Source organism: Enterococcus sp. DIV0876 (assembly GCF_050529585.1).
Taxonomy (GTDB): domain Bacteria; phylum Bacillota; class Bacilli; order Lactobacillales; family Enterococcaceae; genus Enterococcus_D.
In genome coordinates, this window is the sequence record NZ_CP172882.1 from 2,976,888 (window position 1) to 2,991,131 (window position 14,244).

Genomic DNA, 14,244 nt, shown 5'->3' on the forward strand with positions numbered 1-14,244 from the left:
ATCTCTGCTTAATATAGGAAGAATGATGCCACGATCAATCCAATAAAAGTTGAACAAGCAACCCAGCCAATCGTTTTCTTCATCACTTCATTGACATCTGTTTTAATAAAATCCGATACCCAAACATTATGTGAATTGGTAGGATCACATACCGCTTGAACATTACTATCTAAACGTAAAGCAACCATTGCAGCAATCGGATTCATGCCTCCGGCAACTAATAAAGAAATAATACCGCTTCCTAATCCCCAAACGTTCAATGGACCACGATAAATAGCCAATGGAGACAACAGACCAAAAATGAGTACAAACATTAATTGATTCTTAGGGATCATCATTGAAATTGCAGGTTGTAAAATACTTGAAACCTCCGCTGACATTACAGCATTCAGCAACATACCGATGCCAATCATAAGACCTGCGGCCCCCGCAACATCTTGAATACCTTCAACAAACGCGCTGCTTACAACATGGATAGGGTTTTTAGGTGTACTTAAAATAAGCGTCACAATGATACCTGCAATAATTGCAGCAACTAAAGGAACTTGAAAAGCAAATACCAAAACAACCGGAACAATTGGCGATATTAATGCAATACTTCTGACCTGTCCATTACGACCTTTTTTTGCAGGCATTGCCCAAGCCTTGCGTCTTTTCCCACTAAACTGAACATAATAAACCACCATGAGAATTGATACAACAATCAATGGTATACCGACTAACCATGAATAACTCGTTACTTCACTCAATTTTAGACCCAGTACATCAATATAAACGGCTAACGTCGAAACAGAAAAAGTGACACCGATCCCATTTGCTAATAATAAAACAATTCCACTAACCATGGGTGATAGTCCGGCTGAAATCATGATTGGAATAATAATTGTTCCAACTAAGATCACCATCCCTAAACCATTACTAGCAGCGAATATTACAGAACAAACAACTAAGAAAGATAGTGCGATAGGCAGCGCTTTATCCCCTGCCATCTCAGCGGCTTTTTTGATAATCGTTTCTGTGACACCAACTTTTGATAGAACTTTACCAAATAAAGAACCAAATATTAATCCAGATATAGCTGTTGCCATACGCATCGAACCTGCTTCTAATACGTCTTTCACAACTGTAAATTGTTCCGCATCATTTGATATTAATGTGATACCCGCAATCAATGAAATGGCGATCGCCATAATCGGCAATGCTATAATTGTCGGTACCTTTCTTGTCATCATCAACCCAACTAAAATGAAGAATACCAATAATATCCCTATTAATTGTACTGTTGCCATTTTTATCCTCCTAAATTTCGATAAAGCTCTTTTGCTCAATCAATTTATTTTGTAATTCTTTCATATCAATATCCCCAATACCTGTATTGCTCTTTGCAGCTTGTGCGGCAGCAGTTCCTGCAGCTTGACCTAATGCAGTCATCGTTGGCGTTGTACGAATGGCTGCTTGTGCTTCAAATGATGCCGATACACAGCGCCCCGTTACGATTAAATTAGATATTTCATTTGTAATCATAATTTCATAAGGAATCCGGTAGTAACTATCAAATACAGATTTATCAAATTTATCATGAGCAACTTCTTCAGTCTGATTCGCGTGAACTGAAACTGTTCCTTCACCTTTAGGATTATGAATATCAATCGGATAACCAGAATGAGCTATTGTTGAATCAAAATGTTTATTTTCTAAAACATCTTGATTGGTCAATGTATATTTCCCTTTGATCTGACGGGTTCCTCGAACACCTACACTTGGTCCGCTATATGCTATTTTTGCATTTTCAAAACCTGGAACTGACTCCACCAAGAAATGATATAGCTCCTCACATTGCTTTCTGCCAATCATTTCTGCTCTAGTTAACCCTTCTGCAGAAACACCACTTTCATTGATGATCCTTGATGTGTTCATAATAAATTCCCCAGGAACATTGGTTTCAAAAAATAAAATATCTTCACGAGGAATATTTATTCTACCTTCTTCTTTGGCTTTTTTAAATTCATCATCAAAACCAACAAAAGATAAGATTTCTGTATTCTTCATGACATCCAAGTCTCGATTTAGACGGGGAAATTTATTTGGATCATTTAAAACTGCTTCACGCAATTTTTGTGTATCTACACCATATACTTTTAGATTCATCGTCATTGGCTGCATAGCATTGTCAGTTTCTCTTCCTAACTGGAATGGTACATCGGACATTACAGCAAGATCTCCATCACCAGTTGCATCAATAAATACCTTACTGTGCACTTTGCTAATACCATCTTTATTTGCGATTGTAATAGATTTTATTTCATTTCCTTCTTTATCTAATCCAATTAAATAAGTGTGGAACAAAACATCTGCACCTGATTCACTGATCATTTCGTCTAAAACAATTTTTAATCCCTCTGCTGAAAACGGCGTAACGTATGAAATATAATTCGTTGAATCCAAAACATGGCCAGGAGAGTATCCTCTATCTGTTAATCTTTCAACCATTTCTTGTCCTAATCCAAGTATTACTTGCTTGTCACCCGCGAAGTAAGTCATCATCGGACCAACCCCATTTGCAGTTAATGTTCCACCAAAATAGCCATTTTGATCAACAATCAATGTCTTAGCACCATTTCTTGCAGCAGCAATGGCAGCAAATACACCAGACATTCCTCCTCCAGCGACAACTACATCATAATTTTTTTCAGACAGATTTAAATTCAAAATTGCAACCCCTTTCAGTTTACGTTTACAATTACATGATACATCATTTTCAAATACAGTCAATACTTATGGAAATTATTTTCATTAAAAGTTATACTAAATCAAAAAAGGAGTTTTTACATGTTTGAGCTCAAAGAGGAGCCTCTATGCAAAGGCATTATATTTACTAAAGTCTTAATCAAAAACCAACTAGAAATTCTATTTTCAAATATCGGTGCATCAATATTTGAAATCAAACTTGCAGATAAAACGGGTAAAATGGAAAATATTTTAATAACACCATCAAAGAAAGAGTGGCTAGATAAAAGAACGTTTGCAGGAAGTATTGTAGGTCCTCTTGCCGGACGTTATGATGTCAAACATACAAATTTAGAACAAAACCGATTTCCAATACATTTTCACGGTGGCTCTGATGGTTGGGACAAAAAAGTTTGGACACAATCGTGCAGCAATACGCAGCATAAAATCACGATTACTTTTCGCTGTACAACAGAAAACTATTCTGCAAATATAATTTATTCAATCGATACCGAATGCAGAATTAGTATGCAAATAGATGTTTCTCCCAAAACTGAAATGTTTATCAATCCAACAAATCATATGTATTTTAATTTAAATGGCTCTCATTTTGATCCAATAAAAAATCATATTTTCCAGTTGGATGCGGCGTATACTTATACAGAGAAAAATAATTTGATTCAACCCAATTCATTGACCAAATTAACACCAGAATTGAACTTCCAGAATCCTAGAAACCTAAAAACACTCTATGCCACACATGGAATAAACCATACTTTTAAATTGAATGGACCGCGTAAAGGACTGTTAGAACATCCTAACAATGGTCGTAAAATTCGTTTTGAAACTTCTTTGCCAAGTGTTGTGATTTATACATTTAATATTGCTCAGGAACCTTTCTCTCGCGGAGATACTTTATATCCCATTTATAGCGGAATCACATTTGAAACACAATATCCTGCGAATGATTTGCAACTGGTTACCTTTTCTCCACAAAATCCTTATCATTCCGTAACGACCTTTCAATTCTACAATCGCTAAGGACACTATCTATAATAAACCTGACCTCAAAAAAATTTATTTTCATTTGGTAATATCGAAGCAAAATAAACGTATATAGCTATCTAATATTGAATTGATGGGCATTTGGGAAGTCTATCACAACATGAAGAATGGACCCTAGCAATGGTATTTGACCAAACAAATAAAGAACGAGTGGCACGAAAAATGATTGGATAAACAGGATAAGGGGAGTGAGACATAGGGTTATTTGCTGTCTCATGTCCCTCAATTCTATCTGCAGTTATTTGAGATGCTCACGCCTAACCGATTTATTCATCAAAAAACGTCTTTCCTAATCCTCTCATCATGGAACCCTTCTTTTTTCTCACACAACTTTTTGCTATACTGGGTAAGCCTATTTAAAATCTTTGATTGTTTATGGAGGAGCCATGCAAAAATTTATTGGAAACAAAGCTTTTTACCGCACTGTCTTAACGATTGCGATCCCGATAATGATCCAAAACGCCATCACCAATTTTGTTGGCTTATTAGATAATTTGATGGTGGGACAAATCGGTACTGCCCAAATGTCTGGCGTAGCGATCGTCAATCAGCTGATATTCGTTTTTAACTTGAGTATTTTTGGGATCGTTTCTGCCGGGAGTATTTTCGGTACCCAGTTTTATGGAAAACAGGATTACCATGGGATGCGGGATGCGTTTCGCTTTAAACTGGTGGGTAATCTATTGATTTGCTTATTGGCGATGGGTCTGTTGTTCTTCGGCCAAGATTTTTTGATTCGTCTGTATTTACATGGCGCAGGGGACAGTGCTGAGTTGACACTTGCTTTAGCCTCGGCCAAGGAATTCCTGGTGATTCTATTATTCAGTCTGCCATTTTTCGCCATTTCTCAAGCTTATGCCAGTTCTTTACGAGAGATGGGCAAAACCATGGTGCCGATGTTTGCCAGCAGCATTGCCGTAGTCACGAATACCGCCTTGAATTTTCTGCTGATTTTCGGTATGTTTTTCTTTCCTGCTTTAGGGGTGCGGGGTGCAGCAATTTCGACCTTGATTGCCCGTATCGTCGAATGTGGGATCACGATGTACTGGGTGCATCGCCACGAAGCGGAGAATCCTTTTGCTATTCGCGTTTATCACCAATTCCGAGTACCTTTGGATTTGGTCAAACAAATCCTGCGTAAAGGGTCGCCATTGATGGCCAATGAGATTCTTTGGGCGATTGGTCAAACGATGATCGTTCAAGCTTATTCTGTCCGCGGCTTATCAGTGATTGCTTCCTTGAATATTTCATCTACTGTCTCTAATTTGTTCAATATCGTCTACATGGCACTTGGCGGTGCTGTTGCCGTCATGGTGGGACAACTTCTTGGCGCCGATAAATTTGATGAAGCCAAAGACAGTGCCCGGAAGCTGCTCTTCTTTTCTGTTATGAGTTGTCTGGTATTAGGCCTTTTGATGATCGTGGTTGCACCTTTCTTCCCAGAAATTTACCAAACCGAACCAGCAGTCAAAACGTTGGCGAGTCAATTCATTAAAGTGGCCGCACTATGTATGCCGATGTACGCCTTCAATCACGCCAGCTATTTCATCTTGCGTTCTGGCGGCCAAACCTTTATTACCTTCTTATTCGATAGTGTCTTTACTTGGGTGATCGTCTTGCCTTTGGCCTTCGTATTAAGCACCCACACGAGTCTTTCGATCGTCTTGGTCTACTTGTGCTGCCAATTGATCGAACTGCTAAAGAGTGGGATTGGGTATCGTTTGATACGGTCTGATCTTTGGGTGAAGAATATTGTGCAGTGAGGGGAATAATCTAAAAGTCGGATCATCACCCCTCACTTCATTTTGATACCTGCAGTAGGACGAAATGAATGAGAGAATCGTTTATATCTTAGCAGACACGGTTAACCAAAAAGAGCCAGTCGGGGCAACCCGAATTGGCTCTTTTCTTTTTTGATCATCTAAAGACTAGGCGAAGGTGAAGCTAATTTTTCCCTTTTAATCTCGCTATTTGTTATTATGATGAGCAACCAGAGTGGGACTAGGTTCCCCGTGAATGACAACAACTCATTGTTCCCGCGAAGCTTTTACACTCGGAGTGACTTCATCGATACGCTGGCAAATACGCACCATGGGCCTCGATCAACTCGTCTACTAAACCCGTAATCGCCTCTAGCGATAATTCTGACGATAGATGCGGATCTAAATACGCTGCTTGGTAAATTTTTGATCGATCCAATGTCAAGGCGGCTTCTACCGTCAATTCTTGCACATTGATATTGGTGCGATTCAAGGCTGCCAACTGAGTAGGCAAATCGCCAACATAGGTTGGTTGCACCCCGTTTCTGTCAACCAAACAAGGCACTTCCACACAGCAATCCTCAGGTAAATTGGTGATCAAGCCCTTGTTCAAAACATTTCCCGCGATGACGGTTGGTTTTCCTGTCACAATGGCATCCATGATATAAGAAGCATATTCTTTGCTGCGTGTATGGGTCAATGCGCCATTTAGCACAATGCTTTCGCGCATCGCCTGCCAATCATTGATTTGGTCTTCACATCGCTGCAAATACTCATCCAAAGGAATCGCAAATGTGTCAATCAATTCCGGATATAGAGATTTGATAAAGTAAGGATGGTATTCTGCGTTATGCTCGCTTGATTCGGTGATATAGTAGCCAAAGCGTTGCATCAATTCAAACCGGACAGAGTCCGCATGGGGATGCGCTATTTCGGCTGCTCGTTGACGGATTTCTGGATAGAAATCTTGCCCATCTTTGGTCAGCTCCAACAAAAAGGCCATGTGATTGATGCCCGCAATCTGCCATTGAAAGTCCTCTGGGTCATATTGTTCTGAGATCCCTAATTGCTTGAACAAGTCTGCCACACAGACTTGAACACTATGACAAAGTCCAACCGTCTTGATCTTGGTGGCTTTCAAGACCCCCATCGTCAGCATCGCCATTGGATTGGTATAATTGAGCAGCCAAGCTTTCGGGCACACTTCTTCCATCTCTTTAGCAAATGCAATCATCACAGGCAATGTCCGCAATGTGCGAAAGATACCACCGATTCCCATCGTATCACCGATGGTTTGTCGCAACCCATATTTCTTGGGGATCTCAAAGTCAATCACAGTAGAAGGTTTATACCCACCAACTTGAATGGCATTCACGACAAAATCGGCACCTGTTAAGGCTTCTTTTCGCTCGGTATAAGACTGAATGTGGGCACGATCATGATTCACGTTTTTATTGATCGTTTTTAACATCAGCTCAGACTCTTTCAGCCTTTTTTCATCAATATCATACAATGCGATATGGGCATCGGATAGACTTGGCGTCAACATCGCATCACCTAACACATTTTTCGCAAAAATCGTACTACCTGCCCCAATAAATGTAATCTTCACCATATTAAAGCTCCTTTTGATTGATTTCGTTTATATCATCATTCGTACACTGTCTTTTTTGACCTGGTATTGTTGGCTTTTTCGTGGATTCTGAGATAGTTGTTCATGACGAGATATAGACTGGCACTGCCCGAAAAGAGCACCAAACAGACTGGAAATAAGAAAAATACACCGCATATCAGCAGCAAAGATAGCAACAACTTTCCCGTCCGTAATGGATAGGCCAATACCAAGCAGCACGCTGTGAAAAACAGTTTATGGATCGGTTCGATGCTTTGCACTGCAATCGGGAAGATGTATAAGAGCAGCTGCAATGCGCCAAGAGTTGTCAGCAATACCGGCAGACGCAACCAGATCAGTAGCTGTTCTTGCGTGGTGACCATGAGTTGTACATTGACAGCCATCGCACCTACCAGCAGCAGACAGATTCCCCCGATGCTATTGCTTCGAATGAATAGGCGCTGGTAACAGGCTAAAAATCCCTTGATGGTCCATTCCATCTCTCCATCAAGAATGTATCCCCGAAGCAGCACGCATACGGTCATCGTGGCTGGGAAAAAGCCGACTATCCCGACACCCAATAGTGTGAAACCCAACCAAAGTATATTCAAATAGGCAAATTTCATTACTACGTCCAAATAATAGGCGACTGGTTTGATTTTCATTCCTACACCATCCATTTCTATCCTAGCCTTTGATCCCCGTCAATGTGATGCCTTCGATAATGTAGCGTTGCGCAACTAGATAAACCAAGATAATTGGAATTACAGAGATCGTGGCGCCAGCCATCATATAGGACCAGTTGGTCACATACAAGCCTTTAAAATTGTTCAGCAGCAAAGGCACTGTGAATTTATCTGGCGATGAAAGATAGATCAACGCATCCATAAAGTTATTATAGGTCCCCATGAAGATAAAGATCGTCATCGCTGCCAGCGCTGGTTTGATCAAGGGTAAGACAATACTCCAGTAAATGCGTGGGATATGTGCGCCATCGATGATTGCGGCTTCTTCTAGTTCTTTAGGGATTCCTCGAATAAATTGTCTTAATAAGAAAACCGCAAAGGCATTGAACAAAGCGCCTGGAATAATCAAGGGCAGATGGGTATTGAGCCAACCCAATCTGTCCATAATCAAATACAAAGGAATCATCGTCACTTGTTTAGGAATCATCATGGTTGCCAAAAATAGCAGAAATAACAACTCACTACCCTTGAATCGCAATTTGGCAAATGCAAACGCCGCCATCGAGCCAGTAAACAATTGAACCGCCACAACAAGCACAGTGATATAGAAGCTATTCCAATACGCACGTCCAAAGGGCATGGCTTGGAATGAATCAATATAATTCTGCCAAACAATTGGATTTGGTATCCAAACAGGTGGGATGGCAAAAATCTGGGTCATGTTTTTCAAGGAACTACCAATTGTCCATAAAAAGGGAAAGACCATCAAAAATGAGCCAATGGCCAATAATCCATGCAAGCATAGTTTGCCAATGAATGTGCGCTTATTCTTCATAATGCACCCACTTTTTTTGTGCGTAGAATTGAATCAACGTCAGGATCATGATTGCAGCGAATAAAATGACTGCTGCCGCAGAACTGGCGCCAAATCGAAAATCAATAAACGCTTGTTGGTAGATATGATACACCAGCGTATAACTAGCCTTCCCTGGTCCGCCTCTTGTCAGTACAAACGCTTGGTCAAATACTTGAAACGAACTGATGATTGCCATGATAGATAAGAAAAACGTTGTAGGCGACAACATCGGTAAGGTAATTTTAAAAAATTGTTGTACTTTATTTGCGCCATCCATTTGCGCTGCTTCATAATACGATTTTGAAATATTTTGAATTCCCGCCAAAAAGATCACCATATTGTAGCCCAACTGCCACCAGATGCTGAGTACAGCGATGGACAGCATCACGATCCGTGTATCCGTCAACCAATTGGGTCCTTGAATCCCCACCCATGCCAAGACCTGATTCAAAATTCCAATATCGCCATTCAATATCCACATCCACATCACGGACACGGAGACGGAACTGGTCACAACAGGCATAAAGAAGAACAAACGGTACACGTTTTTGCCAGTGCGTTTATTTAAAGCAACCGCCAGTAACAAGGCCAAACCCAGCCCGATCGGCACTGTCAATAACGTGTATAGCATCGTATTGTACGTTGCCGTCCAGAAATCAGGATTGGCAAACTGATTGAGATAATTCTGAATCCCGACAAAGGTCCGTGCGCCGAACCCATCCCAAGACATAAAGCTTAAACCAATGGCGATGACGACTGGAATCAAAGAAAAAATAATGAGTCCGATTAATTGCGGGGTTAGAAACAACCATGCCCACTTTGTCGCACTTTTTTGCATCCTCTCACATCCTTATCAACTAATTTTGTGCTTGTTTATTCTCTTCAATCAATGCATTCGCCGTTTTATCCAAGCGTTCGATTGCTTCATCCAAATCCAACTGACCCAAGAATAATAAGTCAAAAATACTTTCCAACTGTTCGCTTAATCCTGGTACCAATGCTTGCTTGTCTTCTACTTTGCCGACGTCCCGTGTATCGATCAAATAACTAGCATGATCAGGAATCGTTGCATTTTCGATAATGTCATCCGCCGACACCACGGACGGTACCGCATTGCCCTCATTTTCTAGACGGTCGCGCTGCCCTTGCTCAGAGGTGTAGTAAGACAGAAAACGCAGTGCTTCTTCTTTGTTTTCGGTATGATCTCCTACGGCTAGGTACGCTGTGGCAATGAAACTCGGTTCGAGGATCTCCCCCGTATTGGTTGGATAGGGAATATAATCAAAATCTAGTGCTTCATTTTCACTGAACATCGGCGTAAACCAGCGTCCAGCAGAAACAAAAGCCGTCTGATTCGACATAAACATAGCATCGCCGCCCTGTCCTTCTGGCAAAGCGCCAGCATAAGTAAAATTCCCAGCCCAGACATTTTCTGTCAAATACGAAAAGGTTTCTTGCCCCTGTGTGTGATCGGCCAAAACAAATGAGCCATCTTCTCCATACATTTCTCCACCATTGGACCACAACCAACTAAACAAATGGTGCGCACCAGTTTCTAGCACATGACCATACTTTCCGCTGGCCGTGACTTCTTCATTGATTCGCTGGAAGTTTTCCCAGTTCCACTCTCCCGCTTCATATAATCTTTGCGGTTCGTCTGGATCGATTCCGACTTCTGCCAAGACATTTTTGTTGTAATAAAGCAGCATCGGGTTGGCATCGACAGAAGCCCCATATATCTTGTCTTCTTTTCGCGCAGGTCCCCATATCCCCGGCGCAAAATCATCGATACTGACATAACTCTCTTCAGATTCGAGGAAATCGGTTAATTCAATGATCCTCCCCGTCGCAATCAACTGTGCCATTTGCACCTCTCCTACGTAAAATAAATCCGGTGCCTGGCTGCCTTGCAATTGTGTCAGTAATTGCTGCAAGTATGTGTCCCCAGGTGCAGGGATCAACTCGATGGATACGTTTTCATTCTTCTCCATATATGCATCGATCGCTCGCTGGTACACAGCTTGTTCTGCTGGATTGCCCCAAGCTGTCATTGTCAATGACACCTGCCCTTCTTCATTGCCGTTGGCACCTTGATTTGTTTCATTTGAACATGCCGTTAGACATAACATACTGACGAAACAAATGATGCTTAGCCAACCTAATCTTTTCTTCATGTGACATCCTCCTTATTGTTTGTTGGTATAAAAATCAAATTGCGGGTAAAACTTGGGCACACTCTTCATTTAGATTTAGTGTGGGTAGACAGCACTATATTTCTTTCGCTCCTTTCGTTTGCTGCGGTTTGTTTGAAGACTTTGATTGTTTTTGTTGCTGGGATGAGAATAATAGTTAGCATCTTTCAGCCAAAAATAGCCAATTGCGCTATACCTTATATGCAAGCGACACATTCTTCTTTCGTATCAATTTCTAATCATTTATCCACTATATCTATTTCGTATACACCATATCTTAACACAACAAAACAGATATTTTCATATTTTTATCTATTTTGTATATAAAACATACCTATTTTGTGTTCTATGATACGATTTTATAAAACAGGTATAGTGAGGGATATTCTTATGGCGCAACAAGAGAATTTGTACAATTACTCAAGAATAGGAGAAAATATAGTTGATCTTAGAGAAAGTAAAAACTTTTCTCAAGCTCATTTGGCCAATCTCATGAACCTAAACAAAAATGTACTTGGTAGAATTGAACGAGGCGAACGTCCTTTAAGAGATATCGAAATTTTAAAACTCGCCGAAATATTTCAAGTCTCTACAGATTTGATTCTTGATAACAAGGCTGAAATTGTTGCAGATGTACAAGAAAGCTTCTCGGATTATCGAAACAAAAATCAAAAAGATATCTCCAAGCAAATGTCCAGGTTTGTCGATTTTTTAAAGAAGGAACCTGCGTTAACTTTTGAAGGTAGAGTATTGTCTAGTGAAGAACAGAAGGCTCTAGCGATGGCATTTGAAGTTACCAAACAAGTAGTTCGTGCGCAACTGGCACGCACATAAAAAAGACTTTGTTTAACAAATTCTTTTCAGCCCGTCTGACAAAGATTTGTTAAACAAACGAACGCACGAAAAAAGGAAGACTTTTGAGCTATGATTTGCAACCGTTACCACTAAAATGCAACTAAGCAGTCCCAACTTCTCCCAGAATCACTTGTATGTCTTCGGGAATCGCCAGTATGCCCCCTTGTCAGTTCATTCATGACCATCAGAACCATAAGGCTTGATGGGTTGCACTCAAAATCAACTAGCTTACAACTGCCTCTACCATACTCAAGTGGGTAACCTCCCATAAACTATCAAGTAAATCTTTTGTTCTGTGATGCAGCCTTTACACAGGAGGAACACAATGAAAAAAATAATAAAACGAAACCAATCACTTTTCTTCATCCATGTGATTTTATGCGCAATCGCAGCATTGATTCAAGTTGGGGTTGCCTTGGTTTATCGACAAATTACTGAAGTTGCTATGTCTGGCGATGTAAGACGACTTGTACTTGTTGGCATATTCGCCTTTTTTTATATCTTATTAAACACGATGAGCGACTTTATCCCGAGGAGAAGCAAAGCAGTCTTAGTCCAAACAATCATGAATCAGTTGAGAGAGCGTCTCTCACAAAAAATCATTCGAATGAATCCGGTCATATTCCTTAAAAATAAGAAAAATGAGTATCTTTCAATGTTCGTAAATGAGATGAAAGTCGTTGAATCGGAATTTTTAAAGCCTGGATTGGGCCTGATTTTGAGTGTCTTCACCTTTTTCTTCTCTCTTTTGTTCACGCTAAAACTAAATACTTCTTTTTCACTGATTATGTTGCTCTTAGCTTTTAGTCCATTGTTGGCTCCTTATTTCGCTAAGCGAATTCTTAGTAATCGTCGTAAATCTGTTGTTGTGGAGCAAGACCGTACACTTGGTTTATTTGACCAACTACTCGCAGGGTACATGACCTTACGCGTAGGAAGAGCTTTCCCAAAATATCTGAAGATTTTTAACAAAAGTAGTGAACAATTAACAAAGAAAAGTCTCAATTTTGAGACTTTACAAGGATTGACCTATGCAATTTCTTTTGGTCTTGGCGATCTTGCTTATTCAGGAACATGGATTATTGGCGGTTTCTTTGTCGCTACACAAAGGATTTCCATTCCAGACCTTATTGCGATGACAACGTTAATGAGCACGATTGCCGGCCCTTTACAGTACTTTAGCACTTCTGTTACAGATATTTTAGCAAGCAAGAAGGTAGCGGATGATTTGCTTTGTTTCCTTGACAATACCGCTGATGATGAACCCGAACGTCCACTTGAACTTGCAGAACCAATCCGCTCTATATCGGTTGACAATCTACATTTCTATCATGGAAATCGGTTGATTTTCAATGGGTTTACTCAAACATTTGAACGTGGGAAAAAGTATGCCATCACTGGTGCGAGTGGCAGCGGAAAGTCGACACTGTTGAATATATTGGCGGGGATTTACCCTGTTGACAATCATCAAGTATTGGTGAACGATCAAGAGATGAATCAGCTATCAAGGGACTCGCTTTATCAAAAAGTCGCACTTGTACAACAAAAAACAGCGATTTTTCAGACGAGTATCGCTTACAACATCTCTAGTTTTAGCGAATACGAACTGGAAAAAATCATTGATGTTTTAGAACGAAGTGGATTGGGCAAACGGTTCGATGACAATCAATTGACTGATACACAAGACAACACCTGGATAAATTTTCTTTCTGGCGGCGAGCTTAGGCGACTTGAGATTGCTCGAGCAATCTTTAAAGATTCTGACGTTATTTTGTTTGATGAACCGACATCTGGGCTAGACAGTGAAAATGAGAGGATTATTCGTGACTTAATATGTTCGCTTACGGACAAAGTAATCATTGTTGTTACTCACTCAACAAGTCAAGAGTTTCTCAGTTCATTTGATGAACGAATTCAGTTAAATACCTAAATTACGAATTTAGCGGACAGAAACTTACCTATGCTGTGTATCGTCTAAGAATCTAAAAGAAAAGCGCGCGTACAATGAACGGTTTCTATTAAAATTCAACTGAAAAAGCCATTATAGATGACCTGCTAAGCTATAATGATCAATTAAGCGCAACCTAGAAGCATGTCCGCGCCTGCTCTATCATTTCAAACAGAAAGATACAAATAGTTTTTTTGATACGATACACAGCTTAAACACTAGCCTCACGGAACGGTTTAGAAAAAAACGCACCTTCTTGAACAAGAATAAATAAGGCATTCAAAATGCATTTGAAACTACGTATACTAACGGTGCTTTATAGGGAACAAATAATAAAATCAAAGTGATAAGAAGAATACGTAACTTCATAAATGAAAAAAAAATCCAGCTAAACAATTTGTTTAACTGGATCAGACTTGATTTTTCAGTTGAATATATCTCTACCAACACTAAATGTCGCAGAGCAAAAAAAAGCACTTAATAAGTGCTCAAACGGTAGCTAAATTACTAATTGTTGGTGCGTTAGCTATACAAAAAAACGTA

General features: G+C 40.1%; 11 protein-coding genes. 4 read left to right on the top strand and 7 right to left on the bottom strand.

The window, feature by feature from the left end; genetic code table 11:
- Positions 1-8 precede the first annotated feature (8 nt).
- Entirely contained in the window at positions 9-1,289 is a 1,281-nt protein-coding gene (locus IGI41_RS14125) for a citrate transporter (RefSeq protein ID WP_313540118.1), read from the bottom strand.
- A gap of 10 nt (positions 1,290-1,299) precedes the next feature.
- A complete protein-coding gene (locus IGI41_RS14130) occupies positions 1,300-2,709 on the bottom strand; it encodes an FAD-dependent oxidoreductase (protein ID WP_430610421.1) in 1,410 nt (469 codons plus the stop codon).
- Between the two features lie 120 nt (positions 2,710-2,829).
- Here IGI41_RS14130 and IGI41_RS14135 point away from each other — a divergent pair, with 120 nt between their 5' ends.
- Complete coding sequence (locus IGI41_RS14135; protein WP_430610422.1) at positions 2,830-3,768, top strand: hypothetical protein; 939 nt, start codon at positions 2,830-2,832, stop codon at positions 3,766-3,768.
- A gap of 410 nt (positions 3,769-4,178) precedes the next feature.
- Complete coding sequence (locus IGI41_RS14140) at positions 4,179-5,555, top strand: MATE family efflux transporter (protein WP_430610423.1); 1,377 nt, start codon at positions 4,179-4,181, stop codon at positions 5,553-5,555.
- Positions 5,556-5,856: 301 nt separating this feature from the next.
- On the opposite strand, the gene IGI41_RS14145 is transcribed toward IGI41_RS14140, so the two are convergent.
- From IGI41_RS14145 to IGI41_RS14165, 5 genes are read right to left on the bottom strand one after another with little or no spacing between them, the layout of a single operon-like run.
- Positions 5,857-7,167, bottom strand: coding sequence for an alpha-glucosidase/alpha-galactosidase (locus tag IGI41_RS14145; protein WP_430610424.1), 1,311 nt, complete (start codon positions 7,165-7,167; stop codon positions 5,857-5,859).
- A gap of 35 nt (positions 7,168-7,202) precedes the next feature.
- A complete protein-coding gene (locus IGI41_RS14150) occupies positions 7,203-7,829 on the bottom strand; it encodes a YesL family protein (RefSeq protein ID WP_430610425.1) in 627 nt (208 codons plus the stop codon).
- 22 nt (positions 7,830-7,851) lie between these two features.
- Positions 7,852-8,685, bottom strand: coding sequence for a carbohydrate ABC transporter permease (locus IGI41_RS14155; protein WP_430610426.1), 834 nt, complete (start codon positions 8,683-8,685; stop codon positions 7,852-7,854).
- Positions 8,675-9,544, bottom strand: coding sequence for a carbohydrate ABC transporter permease (locus tag IGI41_RS14160; protein ID WP_430610427.1), 870 nt, complete (start codon positions 9,542-9,544; stop codon positions 8,675-8,677). Before IGI41_RS14160 ends, IGI41_RS14155 begins: the two co-directional genes overlap by 11 nt.
- Positions 9,545-9,563: 19 nt before the next feature.
- The gene (locus IGI41_RS14165) at positions 9,564-10,880 is read right to left on the bottom strand and encodes an ABC transporter substrate-binding protein (protein WP_430610428.1); all 1,317 of its coding nucleotides are present in this window, start codon (positions 10,878-10,880) and stop codon (positions 9,564-9,566) included.
- Positions 10,881-11,288: 408 nt separating this feature from the next.
- On the opposite strand from IGI41_RS14165, the gene IGI41_RS14170 reads away from it, so the two are divergent.
- Together IGI41_RS14170 and IGI41_RS14175 are read left to right on the top strand one after the other, a co-directional pair.
- On the top strand, positions 11,289-11,732 hold the full coding sequence (locus IGI41_RS14170; protein ID WP_430610429.1) for a helix-turn-helix domain-containing protein: 444 nt from the start codon (positions 11,289-11,291) through the stop codon (positions 11,730-11,732).
- Between the two features lie 346 nt (positions 11,733-12,078).
- Complete coding sequence (locus IGI41_RS14175) at positions 12,079-13,683, top strand: ATP-binding cassette domain-containing protein (protein ID WP_430610430.1); 1,605 nt, start codon at positions 12,079-12,081, stop codon at positions 13,681-13,683.
- Positions 13,684-14,244 lie beyond the last annotated feature (561 nt).